Source organism: Moorena sp. (genome assembly GCF_982860115.1).
Window position 1 is genome coordinate 23719 of record NZ_CEYLVT010000024.1, and the last position, 18401, is coordinate 42119.

Annotated in this window: 16 protein-coding genes; 5 read left to right on the plus strand and 11 right to left on the minus strand. The window is 41.9% G+C overall.

Annotation, left to right across the window (positions count from 1 at the left end; genetic code table 11):
• Positions 1-205: 205 nt before the first annotated feature.
• Positions 206-601 (minus strand): HetP family heterocyst commitment protein, encoded by a 396-nt coding sequence (locus tag AC4II3_RS06730; protein ID WP_488007921.1) that lies wholly within the window; start codon positions 599-601, stop codon positions 206-208.
• 481 nt (positions 602-1082) lie between these two features.
• Between AC4II3_RS06730 and AC4II3_RS06735 the strand changes: the two genes are divergently transcribed.
• A complete protein-coding gene (locus tag AC4II3_RS06735) occupies positions 1083-1286 on the plus strand; it encodes a hypothetical protein (protein ID WP_488007919.1) in 204 nt (67 codons plus the stop codon).
• Here AC4II3_RS06735 and AC4II3_RS06740 read toward each other — a convergent pair.
• Together AC4II3_RS06740 and AC4II3_RS06745 are read right to left on the minus strand one after the other, a co-directional pair.
• Positions 1276-2910 carry a beta-barrel domain-containing protein gene (locus tag AC4II3_RS06740; protein ID WP_488007917.1) on the minus strand — a complete coding sequence of 545 codons (1635 nt, stop codon included), beginning with the start codon at positions 2908-2910 and terminating at the stop codon, positions 1276-1278. The genes AC4II3_RS06735 and AC4II3_RS06740 overlap by 11 nt on opposite strands.
• Before the next feature lie 161 nt (positions 2911-3071).
• A complete protein-coding gene (locus tag AC4II3_RS06745) occupies positions 3072-6284 on the minus strand; it encodes an ABC transporter transmembrane domain-containing protein (RefSeq protein ID WP_488007915.1) in 3213 nt (1070 codons plus the stop codon).
• An 80-nt stretch (positions 6285-6364) separates the two neighbouring features.
• Between AC4II3_RS06745 and AC4II3_RS06750 the strand changes: the two genes are divergently transcribed.
• The 3 genes from AC4II3_RS06750 (at position 6365) to AC4II3_RS06760 (ending at position 10908) form a co-directional block, all read left to right on the plus strand.
• Positions 6365-6595 (plus strand): hypothetical protein, encoded by a 231-nt coding sequence (locus AC4II3_RS06750; protein ID WP_488007913.1) that lies wholly within the window; start codon positions 6365-6367, stop codon positions 6593-6595.
• 1149 nt (positions 6596-7744) lie between these two features.
• Positions 7745-9028 (plus strand): calcium-binding protein, encoded by a 1284-nt coding sequence (locus AC4II3_RS06755; RefSeq protein ID WP_488007912.1) that lies wholly within the window; start codon positions 7745-7747, stop codon positions 9026-9028.
• A 653-nt stretch (positions 9029-9681) separates the two neighbouring features.
• A complete protein-coding gene (locus tag AC4II3_RS06760; protein ID WP_488007910.1) occupies positions 9682-10908 on the plus strand; it encodes a calcium-binding protein in 1227 nt (408 codons plus the stop codon).
• A 57-nt stretch (positions 10909-10965) separates the two neighbouring features.
• On the opposite strand, the gene AC4II3_RS06765 is transcribed toward AC4II3_RS06760, so the two are convergent.
• Positions 10966-11115 carry a hypothetical protein gene (locus tag AC4II3_RS06765; protein ID WP_488007909.1) on the minus strand — a complete coding sequence of 50 codons (150 nt, stop codon included), beginning with the start codon at positions 11113-11115 and terminating at the stop codon, positions 10966-10968.
• Between the two features lie 176 nt (positions 11116-11291).
• Between AC4II3_RS06765 and AC4II3_RS06770 the strand changes: the two genes are divergently transcribed.
• Positions 11292-13115 (plus strand): lectin-like protein, encoded by a 1824-nt coding sequence (locus AC4II3_RS06770; protein WP_488007907.1) that lies wholly within the window; start codon positions 11292-11294, stop codon positions 13113-13115.
• A 282-nt stretch (positions 13116-13397) separates the two neighbouring features.
• Here AC4II3_RS06770 and AC4II3_RS06775 read toward each other — a convergent pair whose 3' ends face one another.
• The 7 genes from AC4II3_RS06775 to AC4II3_RS06805 all read right to left on the minus strand — a co-directional run bounded on the left by AC4II3_RS06775 (position 13398) and on the right by AC4II3_RS06805 (position 17961).
• A complete protein-coding gene (locus tag AC4II3_RS06775) occupies positions 13398-13589 on the minus strand; it encodes a hypothetical protein (RefSeq protein WP_488007905.1) in 192 nt (63 codons plus the stop codon).
• Between the two features lie 134 nt (positions 13590-13723).
• Positions 13724-14482, minus strand: coding sequence for a foldase protein PrsA (locus AC4II3_RS06780; RefSeq protein ID WP_488007903.1), 759 nt, complete (start codon positions 14480-14482; stop codon positions 13724-13726).
• Positions 14483-14914: 432 nt separating this feature from the next.
• Positions 14915-15205: a hypothetical protein gene (locus tag AC4II3_RS06785; RefSeq protein ID WP_488016868.1), complete on the minus strand. Its 291-nt coding sequence runs from the start codon at positions 15203-15205 to the stop codon at positions 14915-14917.
• 255 nt (positions 15206-15460) lie between these two features.
• Positions 15461-15748: a hypothetical protein gene (locus tag AC4II3_RS06790; RefSeq protein WP_488016866.1), complete on the minus strand. Its 288-nt coding sequence runs from the start codon at positions 15746-15748 to the stop codon at positions 15461-15463.
• Positions 15749-16050: 302 nt separating this feature from the next.
• The gene (locus tag AC4II3_RS06795) at positions 16051-16335 is read right to left on the minus strand and encodes a hypothetical protein (RefSeq protein WP_488016864.1); all 285 of its coding nucleotides are present in this window, start codon (positions 16333-16335) and stop codon (positions 16051-16053) included.
• A 621-nt stretch (positions 16336-16956) separates the two neighbouring features.
• Positions 16957-17229, minus strand: coding sequence for a hypothetical protein (locus AC4II3_RS06800; protein WP_488016862.1), 273 nt, complete (start codon positions 17227-17229; stop codon positions 16957-16959).
• A gap of 414 nt (positions 17230-17643) precedes the next feature.
• Entirely contained in the window at positions 17644-17961 is a 318-nt protein-coding gene (locus AC4II3_RS06805) for a hypothetical protein (protein WP_488016860.1), read from the minus strand.
• Positions 17962-18401 lie beyond the last annotated feature (440 nt).

Consider the following 18401-nt stretch of genomic DNA (forward strand, 5'->3'; position numbering starts at 1 on the left):
CGCCAATTTGGCGGGAAAGTTTGATGGATAGTTTGATGTTACAAATTGTTATGAAAAATACCCAAGTTATGGAAAACTAACTTGGGAGTATTAATGGAATTTATGCAGTATCAAAAAATTAAGAAAAATAAAATAAATTCAGGGATTGGGGGACTGTCAGCATTGAGCTATCCGCCCCTAACCTCAATGGTGAGATTACCAGTCCCTATAAACATTTTACATTCCTAGTAGTTGAGTAGAATTTTTGCAATTTGTTGTTAAACCACTGTTCTTGAGAGCCCCCTTGCACTAGTTGGCTTCTATTGTCAAGGGGCTTTGCATAATCGAGATCTTTAATGTTCCTTAAGCACTTCTGATCCTGCTTGAGGCTGTCGGTTGTAGCTGGATTGAGTGAGTCCATTTTCTCGTTATCCCGTCGCAATCGGCAGTAGGTTCGTGACGGTATGTATTCTAAGGGGTTAAGACCCAAACAACGCAGCATCAAAACACAAGCCCACGAATACTTGTGATCGCGAATTGCTTCTTCAATTAAACTAATCTTTTCAGGATCTAGGGTTTTGCCCAGTGGGCGATTAGAACGACGAAGCATGGAGTAACTCATGATTATTTCTCTGTGATCTGAAGGTCAACGAATTGGATTTGCAGGATTTACGCTTGAACTCTACCTCTAGTTTGAATAGTCAGTGATTCTGGTTGGTCAATTAAGCGAAGAGTTAGAGTACTGATCTAAGAATCTGATTTGAGTTGTTAAACCTCCGCAGATGGTGTGTTGGGGTGATCGGTTGATCTCGAAGAATCTCACAACCTGTTGTTTTTTACCAATCAATTACGATTGATAGCTCAGGATTCTCTTCTTCTAAATCTCCATCAATCATCGCCATTTTGGACAACAGCAGATTATTACCCCCTTCTAGTTGACTGACAAACCTCAAACACTTCAAATACTCTCAGTAAAGACTATCTTGAACAGAGCTTTATGAAAACTTTGATCAGATTTTGATCAGATTTCGTGAATATTTTGATCAGATTTTGTGAAATAACTGTGAAATCCTTTATCCACAGGGAATTCAAGCAGCTTTTCCATGACTGTGCTCAATGCTACCTCTGACCATAAATTTCCGACCCTCGGCATTGCCCACGACTTGTCAGTCAATCCCCCTCCCTTGTACTCCTCTTCCCTGACTGGTTGTGCCACCAGGGTTAATCGACCTGGATTTAGTACCACCCCCATTACCCTACAGGCAGTATGTCGATGGCTAAATAGCGTTAGTCCTGCTATAGATTGACACCACCTTTTTGCAGCTGTCGGATCGGATCTAACAAGAAATCCACAATCCGACGGCGGCGGATAATGATGTCAGCTTTGGCTGTCTGACCAGCTTTGAATCGGATCATTTGATCGTCTTCTGTGACGTAGTCACGGTTTAGGGAAACTTCCACCTCATAAACCGAACCAAGTTGTTGATCAGTTTTGGCATCGGCAGAAAGGGAAGTGACTTTCCCTTTGATGATGCCGTATTCCTGATAGGGATAGGCATCAAGCTTGATTTGCACCGGCATTCCTTCTTTGATAAAGCCTGCCTCCTGATTAGGTAAACTGGCTGATAACACCAGGGGCGCATCTTGGGGCGCTACTTCGGCAATGGTTTGACCGGGTTGAAAGACTTCACCAATATTGGCAACGTTGAGGGAGGAAACTACTCCATCCACCGGTGCATAGAGAAACTTTTGTTTGAGCCTAGCTTTTGCACTAGTTAGCAGATTGCGGTTTTCAGCAATTTTGGCATTTAGTTGAGTCAGTTCGATCTCCAACTGCTGAAGTTTCTGCTTGGTCTCGAGCTGAGTCCGATGGAATTCTGCTTGCTTCTGAGTTAGACCTGCTTGAAGTCGTTGGATTTCTGCTAAGGTCTGGTTGAGATCGCTCTGAGTGAGGGTGATAGCGCTATTGCGATCGCGTATACTCTGCTGGGCTTGATAAATTTGGTCTTGGTTACTGGCTGCTTCTTGCAGTTGGGTTTGGGTAATCACCCGCTGACTCGCTCGTAGGCTATGTTCTGCTTGAAATACTTGTTCTTTTGAGATTGCCCCTGATGCTAACAGGGGTTTGAGATTATCGAGGCGTTCCTTAAGCGCAAATGCATCATCCTGTCGTTGCTGGAGCAGTGCTTGGGTAGTCGCCTTGAGCTGTTTTAGCCGTTCTAGTCTGTCCTGACTGGCGACTTTTGCCTGCTGATGTTGGATCAGTTGTTCTCGTAAGGCGGCTACTTTAGTCTGTGCCTGAGCGATAGCTGCCTGTTGTGCGTCAATGTCCGCTTTGGCAATTTGCTGACGGGTTTGGGCTTCTTGGCGGATGTTTTCAATCAGCCCTTGCATCTGAATTAATTTGATTTGGTCAGCATTGATCAGTTGCTCCAAACGCTCTACTTCAGTAGCACCAAGTTTTGTATCCAGTTCCACCAAGACTTGCCCAGCGGTAACCGATTCCCCTTCTTTGACTGCAATCTTGGCCACTTTGCCGGATTCGTACGGGTGAATTTTATACACTTCTCCTTTTGGCACTAACTTGCCTGTGGCTTTACCCACTTCGTCAATTTGCCCAAAGGTTGCCCAAACCCCACAGAGCATACAGAAGGCAAATCCGCCCAAAAGCAGTCTCTGGGGCAGTACCGATGGTGGCTGATCTAGTAGATTTTGTAGGGCTGTTGACCAGTTTTCAGTGTTGGTAGCTCCTAGTGATGATGTTGCTGTGACCGGATTTGGGACATGATTAGGTGATGGTCGGACTAGTGGTGCTGATACCGCTGTCCCTCCATAGATCGATCTAATCTCAGCTGAAGTTAGATTAGGGTGAGGGGTTTCTCCCTTAGGGAGTCCCTCTCTAGACGGGGTAGATGCTTCTGGTTTGTTCATGATAGTTCACCGATAATCACTGGTAGTTTTGTGTGTATTGATTTGAACTGAGAACACGAACGTTAGCGAAAGTCAATCTTGAACACAGTGGGGGATATACTTAATCACCCCGAGAGCGATTTTTTACGAAAAACATTTACAAACTTTCATAAATGCCAGGGTTAAAGATCTAGCTGCTGCTGGGCTAGGTGGTAGTACAGACCTTTCTCAGCCATGAGTTCGGAGTGGGTACCGCGCTCTGCGATCAGACCTTGGTCGAGGACGAGTATAGAGTCGGCATTGCGCACCGTAGAAAGACGGTGCGCAATGATGAAGGTAGTGCGATCGCGACTAATGCGAGCTAAATTTTGTTGAAAACGTCGCTCTGATTCTGTATCTAGGGAGCTAGTCGCTTCATCGAGAATCATAATCTTGGGGTTACCCAGCAAGGCTCGGGCGATCGCAATCCGTTGCCGTTGTCCCCCAGACAGGTTAGACCCTCGCTCCCCAACCTTGGTGTTGTATCCCAGGGGCAGGTTTTGAATAAACACATGAGCTTCAGCCAATTTGGCCACTTCTACCCCTTGTTCGAGACTATACTCAGGTTTGTATAAAGTGATGTTGTCTAAGATCGTCCCTGAAAACAAAAAGCATTCTTGAGGTACCACACCTAATTGAGAGCGCAAAGACTGGGGAGAAATATGTCGGATGTCGTGGCTATCAATCAAAATACGACCTGTAGTTGGGTGATAGAGTCCTTGGAGCAGCTTGACCAAGGTACTTTTGCCCGAGCCACTGCGTCCAACAATGGCTATGGTCTTTCCAGGAGCAACCTCGAAGGAAATGTTCTGAAGGGTGTATTGTTCATCATCCTCACTGTAGCGAAAGCTGATATTGTCAAACTGAACATGGCCTGCGATCGCGGGCAATTGCATCAGGGGTTTTTGGGTATTCTCTTCTGGCTTGGTGGTCAAGACATCATCGAGCCGTTCCACGGATACCAAGATTTCTTGGAACTCATCCCAAAGTCCCACCAAAGACAAAATCGGGCTAATCACCCGACCAATGAGCATATTAAATGCCACAAACTGACCAATCGTGAGCTGTTCCTGAATTACCAGACTAGCCCCAAACCACAGTAAAGCCGTGCCGCTGAGGGTATTAATCAACCCACTCACTGACCCTAAGCCGTTGGCCAAGTTCTGTCCTTTGAATACCATATTCAACTGACCCGTGAGGCGGTCTTCCCAGCGCCAGCGCACCTCTTGTTCAGACGCTGCTGCTTTGACAGTTGCTACCCCCGACATCATTTCTACTAACAGGGAATTTTGTGCCGCCGCTTCTTTAAATATTTCCCTGGACACTTGGCGTAGAAATGGACTGGCAACTATGGTCAAAATCGCAATCGGTACAATTGTTGCCAGCACCAGCAAGGTTAGGTGCCAGTTGTAGTAGAGCATCAGCCCCACATAGACAAACATCATGACCACATCCAGCCAAGTGGCAATGGCTTGCTGAGTGAGGAACGCCTGAATTTTACCAGTTTCCTGGACTCTGGTCAGGATGTCTCCCACCTGACGGGATTCAAAAAACTTCAGGGGTAGTGTGAGGGTATGCTTAATAAAGCCACTGACAAAGGTAAGACTGAGTCGATTGGAAAAGTAATCCAACAGGTAGCGTCTGGTCACACTCAAGCCCATGCTCCAAAGGCCAAAGATGACTAGACCAATGGCAAACACATTGAGGGTAACAAAACTTTTGTTAACCACCACCTGATCCAAAATGATTTGGGTAAACAGGGGGGTAATCAGACCAAACACCTGGAGCAGTAGGGAAGCTAGGATAATTTGCAACAGGACTATGCGATGGGGCCATAGCAATCCCCAAAAGCGATTCAGAGAAATCTTTTGATTGGGAGTCGCTGCTAGCTGGGGAGTGGGATTCAACAGCAGTGCATATCCTGTCCAACCCTCTAGAAATTGTTGTCGAGAAAGCGTCCGCTTTCCTACAGCTGGATCCGCAACAAGTACCTTCTCCCCTTTGACCCAATAGACAACTATATAATGATCACCTTGCCAGTGAGCAATCCAGGGGTTACTCCGATCCGCTAGGCGAGCTAAAGACGCTCTGACTGGAGTAGCTTGAAATCCCAAGGTTTCTGATGCTCTGGCTAACCCTTTCAGGGATGACCCAGCACGCCCCACCCCTGCCAGATTCCGTAGGGAATTCAAGCTAAATCGTTTGCCCCAGTAACGTCCAATCATTGCCAAGCAAGCAGCGCCACAATCTGAAGACGATTGCTGTTCAATGAAGGGATAGCGTTGCCACAACCCCTGAAGAAAACGCCGCTTCGTCGGTACGGGAAATGGTATCAGTTCAGACTCAGCCTGGGTCGAGTTACTTTGTGTTTCACCATTTCCATTGGTAGGGAGGTTAGATGGAATTAGCGGTACTCTGTGACCGGACTGAGTACGGACTTGGTGAACTATCGTGCTAGTGGCGTCTGATTTCTGGTGTCCATTTTCAGAGCTTTGACCCTTCTGTGGACTCAACTTTGCCAGCACTGGTGCCAGGAGTTGGGCAGTTTCCCAATGTTCCTTTGGTAGATGGGTTACCCATAAATCGCTTTGGGCAATCCAATCTTCCGGCACTGGCTGAGGATAGCCCCAACTTTCGCCCCTTCCAATGGTTAGTGGGCAATTCTCTTGAACTGCGCCCCTTTCAATCTGACCACTACGTAGCCAGTAACGACCGAGTTGGCCAGATTCAACTAAGGACTCCCCAGCGGAAATCCTTGTGTCTACTAGGTAGGGCAACAATTGCTGTAGGCTGATGCTGTCAAGCGATCGCAATTCTGTCAAGGTCTTGAAGAAAATCAAGCGTTGCCGGTGCTGAGCTTGTTGCTGTAGGTGTTCGAGCCACTCCGGTAGCTGTTCTAACCAAGGTTGCAGTTCAGCTAAGGACATCCGAGCAATCTGTCCTGAACTCCCTGCGATCGCTTGGTAAGGATAAGATAGGTTACACAACAGTTCCTCAGCCCCAAAGGTTGCCCCCTCTTCAAGAACCTGTACGGATACGTCCCGCTGTTTTTCCCCATCAAAGCTTAGCAGCCGCACCCGCCCGCCACAGACGACGTAAAAATACTTATTTGGTTCATTTTGAACAGAATCTTGGCTTAACTTGCGTCTAGGATAGGATATAATTTCATCACCTAGATCAAAGTTATGAATTTGGAAGGATTGACTAAAATCTGGTAATAGTGTACTTGATAGCGTCTTATCCAACCAGTTCGCGATTAGGTGTTCAATAACCTCGGAAGATTTATGGGTCGGGTATTGGCCAAGGGAATCTGGTGGTTGCCCTAATTTTTCTAAACCGACCGTTTTCTGATGCATTAGCTAGAACCCCTTCGTTAGTGAGTTTTGCTATATCAAGACTAGCGCCATGGTTAGCTGGAGTCTTTGACCCCATTTGATTGGCACAAGTCCTGATTGTTCAAACATTACTGTGGGTAGGTCACATAGACTCTGATCTCCCTTTTGACCTAGTGATAGTGCCAGTAGTGTTGCCTGGGGTTGACTTAGGAGTTGACTTAGGAGTACTGTGGCATCCGACAAGTGTTTGGCGTTTGATGCCACCTAAGCAATCCCAGCTAATCCAGGTAATAAGTAATAATTTGATGGTCACCCTTGCTCCAGGAGGCTGATCGCCCTTTTTTAGGTAACTTTATGAAAAGCTTGTGAAATTAATTATGAGTTTTTTCCCGTGAAAACTCAATATCTTTACATATTTCTTAATTTACATATTTCCTTTTATACATAATATTCCTTAGCACTAACCCCAAGGACAATGTCCGGAATCATCCTATGTGAAGTAAATCGGCGCTGTCAAGTTGTTTTGACGATAAATTCACGGTTTTTAAGATAACTTCAAGAAATCTTAATTAAATCTTATTGAAGTTAAGTGGCGAGATTGAACTTAACCAGCTAGATAGATTGGTCAAGTTTTCATAACATTTTTACTAAACTAATTATTCATATAATCAGTTTAGTAGTTATCAATAGTATCACAAGTACTTTACCAATTCTTCATCAAATCTTATTAGAAAATTTAAATAAAATTCACAAGAACAGCTATGTCTCAGCTTCTAGAGAAGCTTTGTGATCCGTAATAGTGTGATCGGGTTTGTCAATTACCCTAGGGGTGATACCCCTCAAAATTTTTCCACTTTACAAAGCATGATACTTCCTATCTGGTCGTAATATCATCGACCCTTAAATACTAATCATTAAAACTGATCGGGAGAGGGGGAGATGGGGAGAAGTAAGGGGAGGAAAGAACGGGGATATTGTTAATTATCGCTCATCCTGCGGAATTGCTATAAGTTAATTAATAGTTAACTTACCTATTTTTATTGATCGTTATTTTTATTTAAAAAAAAAATAATCCCTAGGTTTACATTTACTTCATCAACCCTATAGTTACCTATTCATAAACGTAAATTTTACAAAAACAAATAATAAAAAATGACAAATTGGCATATCTAGTATTTTTATTTTTTTTATGGTTTTACTATCAATAAATTGGTGATATTAGCCGTTGGATAATATAGCGTTTTTTGTAGATAATGTCAACCTATAAGGTTTTTTTTTATTGAACAATAAAACTCCGGATATCTTTACCCTCTTGCCTTACTTACCCTCCTGGTAGGGGTTAGAGGTGGGTTCCTCTTGTATGCAAACCAATTCCTGCAAGAAGTGTGTTGACAACCCAGATAGAAACGCTATATTTCCCATTATCTATTACCAATATTGATAATTAAGTTAATTAAGTGAACAGAACAACCTAGACGTTTATGACATCAGATACTCTATTCTTATCCCTTAAATCTGGAAGCTATAACCCTAAACCTAACTTTGCTAATGCGACCGGAGGCGCTCAGTTTACAGGATATAGCCACAGTTCTTCAGGGAGTTTGACTGAGGCTCAAGCAAAGACTTTGGTAAACGATGGTTTAAGTCAAGCCATTGCTAATGCTGACGCTACCTTTATCAATGACCCAACTTTTTCTGAACTCTTTACTCAAAGTGCTGGAGTTGGTCAACAGGGCGCTTATGAAGTATTTGCCCACAGTAAAGCTAAGGTAGTTGGTAACTTTTCCGTTGGTGCTTATGAGAAGTTCTCCTTTGATTTCTCAACCGCTGTACAACTTGACTCAAAAGAAATTGAAAATTCCAATACTGAATATGCTTCTGCAAAGTCAGGCAGTTACTTTTTTGTATTAGACACAACCAATGGTTATACCAGACTGTTAGATTATTTTGGCTTCAAGGGGAATTTAATTTCTTCGAGTCGAGTTGGCAAGCTTAACGTTGGTGGAAGTTATAATGTTGACTTTAACTACCCCCATAAAACTACAGATATCAATGGTAACAATGGCATCGACTACCTCAAAGGCTCAACCACAGGAGAATATGAGCGTTGGTTTAACCGTGATACCAATTTAACTGTAGTAGAAGTCAATACCAGTACAATTCAGTTGTTGGGAGATAGCTTCATCTATAACCTGGGCCATGATGTCCACTATGGAAGTATTTGGAATGATAAACTTCATGGAACTAATTATGGGGACAAAATCTATAGCAGCCTAGGGGATGATATTGTCTATGGCTATGGTGGTAATGATATCCTCGAAGGCGGTAAAGGCGACGATAAACTCTATGGGGATAATGGTTATGATAAACTCCATGGCAGTTTTGGTGACGATACCTTAGTCGGTGGTTACCACAATGATACCTTAGTCGGTGGTCATGATGATGACCACCTGATTGGTGGTCGTGGTAGCGATGTGATGACTGGTGGTAGTGGCGCTGACAAATTCGTTTTTGAGATAAATCAGAGTTTGTTATCCGGTGAATTTGATGTCATCAAAGACTTTGAGGTTGGTGTCGATCAGATTGAATTCTCAGGCTGGGGTTATCTTGATTCCTCCTATTGGTTCAGTGGGGTAATTGCTGAAGGTCGGCTCACCGATACCCACGATGGTGCGCTATTCCATTCAAATTATGGTGGAAAAGTCTTGTTTGAAGGGATTCATGCACACGAGCTTAGTCACTCTGACTTCGTCTTCCATGCTTAAAACTTAATTCCAGATGGCTAATACCCTACAGGACTTACGCTGTAAATTTATAGTAATTCTTAAGGCTGATAGGGCTACAGATAAATTTTATCTCCCCATCTCCCTATCTACCTATCTTCCCATCTAAATCTTTAATCTTACTTTTAAAAATTGGGATTACTTGTAAAGTGTGTTAATAAGGCACCCTACTAGTACTTATAAGGTTTAGTTCCCAGTTTTTCCTAAATTTTGCTCTAATTCATTGAAGCCAAACCCAAAGAGGCGATCAAGCGATTGCGCTACGCGCACGCTAAGCGATCGCCTCTTTTATCATGAGATGATTACTGATATCCAAATGTTTACTAGAAAATTTATAAATGAGATATAAACGTAGAAGGTCTTTTTTCATTATCCAATAAAACTTCGGATCTCTTTTGCCTCTTGGCTTTTGCCTCTTGGCTTTTGCCTCTTGGCGCAAGAGGTGTGTTCACAACTCAAATAAAAACGCTATATTATCACTACCAGAGCATTAGCTGACTGCTGATAAATAGCTTAATGCTTAACATTTTTACGGCTTATTGTCATCAAAATCAGCCGCCAAAATGGCGCTCATTATTAATTAATGCTATATATAATGATTCCCGGAATAAGCCAATATAAAAATGGAGATTTTCATGGGATCAAATACTTTATTTTTGCCAATTGTTAAAACCCCTAACTCCAAAGCAAACTTTGCTGACGCGACAGGAAGCGCCAAGTTCAACAACTATAGTCAAGCAGCGTCGGGGTTTTTAACTCAAGCTCAGTCGCGGACTTTAGTGAAGAATGGTGTGGGTTTTGCCCTTGCTAATGCTGACGCCACTTTTGTCAATAACCCAAACTTCTCTACACTATTTAGTCAAGCTACTGCGGCTGGTTTTGATGGTGGTTTTAAGAGTCGTTCGCAAAGTAACACTAAAGTAGTTGCTAGTTTTTCTGTTGCAGCTCATCAACAATTCTCTTTCAATTTCTCAGCAGATTTACGACTAACAGCTAAAGAAATTGAAAATCCTAATCGGGAATATTCTGAGGCCAACTCAAAGATAGGTTTTCTGGTGTTAGAGACTGAGAGTCCCAGTCAAGCTAAAATTAAAGGTTTTTTTGGCATTGCTGGTGATTTAATCTCTTCCCGTAAAATCGGCGACTTGGATTTTGGTTCTAGCGGCAACGTCAACCTTAACCGTCCCTTTAAAACCACTGATATTGATGGCAACAACGGCGTAGACTTCGTCAAGGGTTCAGCCCGAGGGACTTATCAGCAAACCTTTGACCGTGATACTAAGATCACGATCGTAGAAGTTAATAACAATGCCGTTAGTTTGTTGGGAGATACCTTAATCAACAGCCTGGGCAAGGATGTGCGCTATGGAAGTATTTGGGATGATAAGCTTCGCGGCACTTTTCGTAATGACAAAATTTATGCTAGCTTAGGCGATGATTCGATTCAAGGACTTACTGGTGATGACATCCTGGAAGGGGGTCAAGGTAACGATAAGCTGAATGGAGGGTTTGGTGATGATAAACTCCATGGCAGTTTTGATGACGACACTTTGGTAGGTGGCGGTGGCAGTGACACCATGGTTGGTGGCAATGGCGCTGACACATTTGTGTTCAATCGGATCGATAGCTTGCTTGGAGATGACTTCGATATCATCAAAGACTTCCAAGTTGGTTTAGATAAGGTTAAATTCCAAGGTTTTGGTCGAATTGACTCCAAAACTTGGTACAACAATGGGATAAATCAGGGTTACCTTACTAATACTAGTAATGGCGCTCTCTTATCTGACGCAAAAGGTGGAGAAGTCTTGTTTGAAGGTGTGAGTCTAAACCAGCTTAAGCATTCTGACTTCCACTTGGGCTAAAATCGAGTCCTAGGGGCGAAGCATTTGGGAAGAGAGTTATTGGAAAAACGACGATATTTAGCTCCAAATCCTTCCCCTAATCGGTATTTCGCCAAGAGGTCTAAACAAAAGAGGCGATCGCAATGCGATCGCCTCTTTTTTCATATCAATATTCTTACTAGCAGTTGATGGTGTCCTGGTAATCGGTAATTGGTAATCGGTAATCAAACCACTATTACCAGTAATTAATTAATTTTATACCAATAAATAATAACTAATAAACTAAAAATAATAATAAAGTTTGGAGATAATTTGCTATTAACTAAACAGCCAAAATGGCGTTTTTTATCTATTAATTATATTTATAATTCTCATCTATAGTTGTCCAAAAAAAAAGTAAATTAATGACCTCAGACACTCTATTTTTAACCCCTAGAACCTCTAACTCCAAACCGAACTTTGCTAACGCTACAGGAAAAGCTCAGTTTACCAACTATAGTCAAGCTCCTGCTGGTACCTTGACTAATTCCCAGGTGGAGACCTTGGTCAAGGGTGGTATAGCTACTGCTATTGCTGATGCTAAAAGTAGCTTTATCAATGACCCAGCTTTCTCTCAACTTTTCAGTCAAAGTACTGTAGTTGGTACTGAGGGAGCTTTTCAGGGCAGTGCCAATAGCCGCACTGAAGTGGTTGGTAATTTTTCAGTGAGAGCTAATCAAAAATTCTCTTTCAATTTTTCAGCAGCTTTAGAACTGAAGGCTAAAGAAATTGAAAATTCCAATCGGGAATATTCTGATGCTAAGTCAGGGACATTTTTTTTCCTGTTGAATACTGATAAGATGAATCAGCCCAAGATTATCGATTCGTTTGCCATCTCTGGTGATTTAATTTCTTCCCGTCGAATCGGCGATCTGGATTTTGGCTTTAGTCGCAATATCAGACTGAACTCTCCCACAAAACGCTTTGATATTAATGGCAACAATGGCATAGATTTCGTCAAGGGTTCAGTTACAGGCAGTTATCAGCGCACCTTTAGTCGCAATACTAATTTGACGTTAGTGGAAATTAATCAAAGTGCCGTTAAATTATTAGGAGATACCTTAATTGACAACTTAGGTAGAGATGTTCGCTACGGCACGATCTGGAATGATGAACTCCGTGGCACTAATAGAAATGACAAAATTTATGGCAGCCTAGGTAATGATTCCCTCTATGGATTTGATGGGAATGACATTTTAGAAGCTGGTCAAGGTGACGATAAGCTATATGGGAACTCTGGTAGCGACAAACTCCATGGCAGCTTTGGTAATGACACTCTTAAGGGTGGCTCGGGCAAGGACATGATGTATGGTGGCTCTGGTCAAGACATGATGTATGGGGGCACTGGTAATGACACAATGTATGGAGGCATTGATGATGATGTCATCCAGGGTGGCTCGGGTAACGATTTCATAGCTGGGGATGCTGATAACCAAAACAACAATGTTAGTGTTTACCGTGGGCATCAATATCTCCTAACTTCTGTTGCTGGCACCTGGGACGAAGCTCAAGCGGAGGCAAAGCGTTTAGGTGGTAACCTGGTAACGATTAATGATGCTGCTGAGCAAACATGGCTGTTTAACAAATTTGGTTCTAAGGAACTGTTTTGGATTGGCTTAACTGACAAGTCAAGAGAAGGTAATTGGAAGTGGGTCAGTGGTGAGTCAGCATCTTATCGGAATTGGTCTCCAGGAGAACCGAACAACTCCACAATCTATGGAAGTCAACCAGAAGGTGAAGACTATGCCGTCATGGGTTGGGGCGATCGCGCCTGGAATGATTTAAGCGATCGCGATCCTTGGCATAATAATCTGCGAGGGGTGATTGAGATCAATCAGCCCAGTACTAAAGATAGCATAATTGGTGGAGATGACATTATTACTGGTGGTCGCGGTAGTGATACCTTAGTCGGTGGCCGTGGCGCAGATAAATTTGTGTTCAAACGGAATGAGAGTTTGTTACCCGGTGAATTCGATGTCATCAAAGACTTTGAAGTGGGTGTCGATAAGTTTGAATTCCAAGGCTGGGGTAATGTTAATGCCTCCAGGTGGTTCAATAATGAAATCTCCCAACGTGGGATTATTGATACTCCAGATGGTGCTCTATTCCGTTCTGATTATGGTGGAACTGTTCTGTTTAAAGATGTCAGTATAGCAGATATGAGCTACTCTGACTTTAGCTTTGGCTAACCCCCAATTCTAGAAGAAGCTGAGTGCTGAGTGCAGAACGTGCTCAGTGCTCAGTGCGTCAGTGCTGACAAATAAATCAAAAGAAGCGATTGCCTCTTTTCTCCTCCCAAACAAATCACCCAAAATGGCGATACCTTTTGAAGATAGTTATTTATGATAGTGGTGGGCTTAATACTTTCGATCAAAAGCTCAGATCTGGCTTTGGGTAAAGAGGGTAGTAGCCCAATCCACAGTCGGTTAAGCAAGGGTCAACGGTGAACGGTCAACTACCTACTATGTCAACTACTTACTAGAGGAAGCATGGCAAGAGGATGAACTTCTGCTATAAATTCTGCCACTAGAGTCTCTTTTGACAGTAACCTCTTGAATAATAGTTGCTTCATCGCCAGACACAGTTGCTGTACTTTCGGCTTGGACTACAACCGTACCATCTGGTGAAACTATCCATTTTCTGATTGTCTGGGAACGTCTCATGGTTACATCACTCTAGTTAGTTATTTTAGTTAGTTATTTTAGTTATGAGGTACATGCCATTTACTTACCCCTGTTCCGAACGCGCCCCGCGTGGCCCACGGCCTCAGTCCCTAAAAGCAATAATAGCATTGGGATTATTCCCCAGTATTGATGGTACTAATTTCACTATGGATCATATAGTTAACTTCACTATTGAGCCACTGTTGAAACATACCCTGTAAAATTTCTTTAGACTTTTCTTCCGTTAATTCAGCTGGAATAAATTCTTCAACTAGGAAAAGATGATATCCTTGTTCGGTTTGCAGGGGATGAGTTACTTCTCCTGGCTGAACACTAAAGATAACGGCAGCTATCTCAGGCTTAAAACTCCAGCGAGGCAACTTTCCTTCATAGCCACACCGTCGCTGCCTTTCTGGGTCTATATCATAGAAATGAGCAGCTTCATAAAAACTGATTTCTCCTTCCTCAATCTGATAGAAAAGCTCCTGAGCAATTTCCTCAGAATCCACCACAATTTGATAAACCAAAACTTGCTCAAAGTCCAGTCGATTTTGAGCAAAGCTTTTTTCGACATCCTTAGAAAATAAGGACTCAGCAAGCTTTTGGGCAAGCAAGCTATCGCTAATTCCCGCTTCCCAATCCTCTGCTGTCACCATCTGATCTGCCAGCCAGGCCAATGTTTCTGCTGCCTTTTCTAAACGATTGGCATAACGGATCTCATCCGCCTGAGCTTGCACATCTTCTGGTGAGACTGTTATCCCTCTTTCTTCAGCTGCTTTATTGATAACTCGTTGATACAAAACTTTTTGACAGATGCCCTTGAGATGCATCTCCTTTTTCAAGGAGTACATCATTTCCTCTGGAGTCACTGATGCTTTGGAAAGATCAACCATTACACCCGATTATTAACTATAATTAGAACTACTTACAGTCTTAGTCAGAGTCAGCTGAGTCAACCGTCTGACTATTATCATCATACAAAAAGCAATTGCTAACCTCTGCCAAGTTGCCAAATTGAGGGCGGAGTATTTGGTAGCCAAACCTAGAGTGAAAACTTATCCCTTCATCCAAATACCTCGCCCCTCAATCCTAATTGAGAGCCAGCACACAGAAACTAGATTAAATTTTATCAAGCTTATCGCTTCAAAACTATCTGCTAAATAAGCTCATACTCAAAAAAGCTTCCTTATTAAGCAGGTGCACAAAATTAATTACACATTTTGCAAAACTCAAAGCATTACGATGTAAGGGTTACAGAGATTCGTAGTAGGAAATTAATTTTGTTTAGGTGCTTATCAGGTGCTGAGAATTCATCAGTACCAGCCCTAGAACCAATTAGAGAAGTTCATACTCAAAAAAGCTTCCTTAATATCAGGTACTGAGAAATCATCAGTACCAGCGCTAGCTCCAACAATACCCCCAGTATTTACGGCTTTACTAGCAGATACTGTCACTGTATTCATCTCCATGTTGCCATCGGAATCCATGCTGAGAGCATTACTACTAGTACTTGCTCCCTCAGAATTTACTTCCGATACAGATTCAATTCCAGAAACACTAGACTTCATTGGTTTATATGAGCCAGGTAAAGCCCATAACTGAAAGCTATCAAACATAATCGTTAAACTCCTTGGCGACACGAATGGAATAAGTGAAAAACAATTTTGATTAGTGAAAAAAATCACTAAAATTATTGCCGTTTTCGAGATCAAATAACTTCAGATTAGCTCAGCGGGCAATAATTGAGAAGAACAGGTTCAGAAAAGGGATGTAGCTCTTAAAACTCTTGTTACTATTGGTAACTTGCCTTTTGCCTTAAAAAGATAAGGAATGTTGCTTATGAGCTGGAGAGCTGCGATATATTTGTTGAGTTACCCAATGTAAGCAGAAATCGCAAAGGCATCGTAGACAGAATTACCCACGTAACCAGGACCGCGAGAGTTAGCCTGAGCTCTTACTATACCTTCAGAAAAGTACGGGTCTACATAGGTAGAGCCTGTTACTAAAGTATTGGTATACTGACCAAACGCATTGGCATTACCATTAATGGTAGCAACGCCAGGACCAGCATAGGCTTGAGCATAAGTAGAAACAAAACCACCTAAAATAGGTTGGTCTGTTGCCTCCAGCTCGAAATAGTCTAATTCAGAAATGTTCATGAATGATTCTCCTGCTGAAATCAGATAATGCTTAGTTGTGCTCGGGATTATTGAATTGTGTTCGAGATCATTTAATTGATATATGGAACACTGAAAACCGACGAAAAATGATAGATTGTAAGCATCGTTTTTAGTAAGTAGCGTTCAACACTATGCCACTACAAATCAACAATACTTCAATGCTACCATTTTGATTAATGCTGCGGAAATAAAGATGTTACTGATTGTTTCTTTATCTTTCCGCAGCATTTAATTATAAACTACTACTCTAAATCATTTGAGTAATGACGCTTATTCATTTACTACCAGTGGAAGCCACCACTAGTAGCAGATGTTGCCTGTAGGCTAGAGTGAGAACTATTGGGAGTAGTTAACGTACCACCCTGGACGTTAGTAAAGGTATTTGGACCAAAGGCCTTTGCGTCACCACTAACCCTCGCTATGTTACCGAAAATGTTAGCACCGGCTTGAACAGATCCTTGAATTACAAAGCCACCAAAATTGAAGCCACCACCAAAACCGGATGCACCCAAAACTTTGGGTTGTTCAGCAGCATTATCTAGATGATTTAGATCAGAAATAATCATTGGTTAATTTTCTCCTTTGTACTTGAGTGTGTTAGACAGTGTGTTAGACCTACTGGTCATTTGTAACTCCAATTAAACTGGCATATTTAAAATAAATTGATCGCCGATTTTGAAATATATCTAGTTATTTATGATTTTAGATAACTAGATAGCGATTCACTATTTGTCAGCCAGAAAAATGAAGTAATTTGAGTCAATGTAAACCTGAGTGTAGTTATCTTGATAGATAATTAAATTTAATTAATGCAGTCTATTAGGATATGATTACACCCCGATTTACCAATCACTTAATCAGGAACTTTTCGTGACTAAGTACTAACGGCTTATTGTAGAGAAGCCAATATTTAAAGACTTGAGCATTGATAGCTTTAAGTTTCAACTACTACTCTAAGCAGTTTTATAGCGTTTCTAGGACTCATGAGGTACAGTCTTCTTTGACGTTGATTTCCTGTTAGGTGCGCTTTCCGTGATGGCGAACGCGCCCCGCGTGACCTAGGGTCAAGGGATTGCTCGCCATCACGGGTCGCACCTCTGCATCGCTGTTCCCTGTTCCCTAAAATCTAGAAATTGTGTACCTCACAAGTCGTAGAATTGCTATATTAATAATGCTTATCAGAAAAACTAGTGAGAAGAACTAGCAGAGGTTCCATTTACGATAGAGTGAGCACTATTATCAGTAGTTTTCGTATAGCCCTTGATGTTGCTAAAAGTATTGTCCCCATAGGCCTCTGCGCTGCCTTTAACCAGAGCTACGCTCCCTTCAATATCGGCATAGACGTTGATCAATCCGCTATATCCGAAAAAGTTTAAGTGAGGTGGTAAGTAGTGAGAGCCACCCACAACCTTGGGGTCTTCAACAATAGTTTCTAAATGATTTAAATCAGAAATAATCATTATTTATTTTTCTCCTTTTGGCTTTTTTTTTTTGATAAACCTGCTTGGTTTACACTCTCATTAAACTAGCCAATTAAAAAATGTTTGTCTCGCCAATTTGGCAATAAACCGATTGATTTACAGTTGAATATATTTATTGGCGATTATGGGTTGCTGATTATCAGTATAATTGCGCCAATTGACCACCCAAAATTTGGGGATTTAGGGGGCATTACTAAAAAAAAACCATATCAATTCATACTTCAATTCAGTAAAGCCGACGATTTACTATCCTGAAGCAATCAAACTGAAGCAAGCAAACGCAAACCTGAGTGTACTCATCCTGATATAGAACTGAATTTACTCCATTCTATTGGGATATGATTACACCCAGGTTTACAAGTTACTTAATCAGGATATTTTCCTGATTCAGTACTACTGGATAATAGAGAAGCCAATAGTTTGAGCCTTAGCAGCAGTTGTGCCACCACCCTCAAAAGTCAAGAAGAAGCTTTCTTCCTTAGCAGCAACATTCTTACCTGATTGGCTTTCAGCTTCAGCTACACCATTACCGGAAGCGGTAGCAGTATTACCAACGTTTCCACGAACTGAAATGCTGGTATTGAAAACTTCAGTTTCCTTGATGGTGCTGGTAGTATTGAAAATGCTGGTGAAATTGTTGCTTAATTTAAGTCCACCTTGAACTTGGCTAGCTTCAACGGATTCTAGATGGTTTAGGTCAGAAATAAGCATTAATTTTCTCCTTCTTTGTTGTTGATTTTGTTTGTTTCGTTCAGCTTTGTTTTAGCTGTTGATATAACTATAGCCAGATTCCCCTAGGCATGTCTCGCCAATTTGGCAATAAACTGATTGATTTACGGTTTGATATATTGGGGATTATCTGTTTCTGATTATCAGTCTTATTCCGTTTTTTGCCAGCCAATTTAAAGGATTTAGGGGGCATTACCAAAACAATACAAGATAAATTCATACTTCAATTCAGCAAGCCTGGCGATTTACTATCCTGAAGCAATCAAACTTAAACAAGCAAACGTAAACCTGAGTGTAATCATCCTGATATAGAACTGAATTTACTTCATTCTATTGGGATATGATTACACCCAGGTTTACAAGTTAATTAATCAGGATATTTTCCTGATTCAGTACTACTGGATAATAGAGAAGCCAATAGT

Coding starts and splice junctions, on each gene's coding strand:
- AC4II3_RS06730 (WP_488007921.1), bottom strand. CDS start 601: ATGAGTTACTCCATGCTTCGTCGTTCTAATCGCCCACTGGGCAAAACC.
- AC4II3_RS06735 (WP_488007919.1), top strand. CDS start 1,083: ATGACTGTGCTCAATGCTACCTCTGACCATAAATTTCCGACCCTCGGC.
- AC4II3_RS06740 (WP_488007917.1), bottom strand. CDS start 2,910: ATGAACAAACCAGAAGCATCTACCCCGTCTAGAGAGGGACTCCCTAAG.
- AC4II3_RS06745 (WP_488007915.1), bottom strand. CDS start 6,284: ATGCATCAGAAAACGGTCGGTTTAGAAAAATTAGGGCAACCACCAGAT.
- AC4II3_RS06755 (WP_488007912.1), top strand. CDS start 7,745: ATGACATCAGATACTCTATTCTTATCCCTTAAATCTGGAAGCTATAAC.
- AC4II3_RS06760 (WP_488007910.1), top strand. CDS start 9,682: ATGGGATCAAATACTTTATTTTTGCCAATTGTTAAAACCCCTAACTCC.
- AC4II3_RS06770 (WP_488007907.1), top strand. CDS start 11,292: ATGACCTCAGACACTCTATTTTTAACCCCTAGAACCTCTAACTCCAAA.
- AC4II3_RS06775 (WP_488007905.1), bottom strand. CDS start 13,589: ATGAGACGTTCCCAGACAATCAGAAAATGGATAGTTTCACCAGATGGT.
- AC4II3_RS06780 (WP_488007903.1), bottom strand. CDS start 14,482: ATGGTTGATCTTTCCAAAGCATCAGTGACTCCAGAGGAAATGATGTAC.
- AC4II3_RS06785 (WP_488016868.1), bottom strand. CDS start 15,205: ATGTTTGATAGCTTTCAGTTATGGGCTTTACCTGGCTCATATAAACCA.
- AC4II3_RS06790 (WP_488016866.1), bottom strand. CDS start 15,748: ATGAACATTTCTGAATTAGACTATTTCGAGCTGGAGGCAACAGACCAA.
- AC4II3_RS06795 (WP_488016864.1), bottom strand. CDS start 16,335: ATGATTATTTCTGATCTAAATCATCTAGATAATGCTGCTGAACAACCC.
- AC4II3_RS06800 (WP_488016862.1), bottom strand. CDS start 17,229: ATGATTATTTCTGATTTAAATCATTTAGAAACTATTGTTGAAGACCCC.
- AC4II3_RS06805 (WP_488016860.1), bottom strand. CDS start 17,961: ATGCTTATTTCTGACCTAAACCATCTAGAATCCGTTGAAGCTAGCCAA.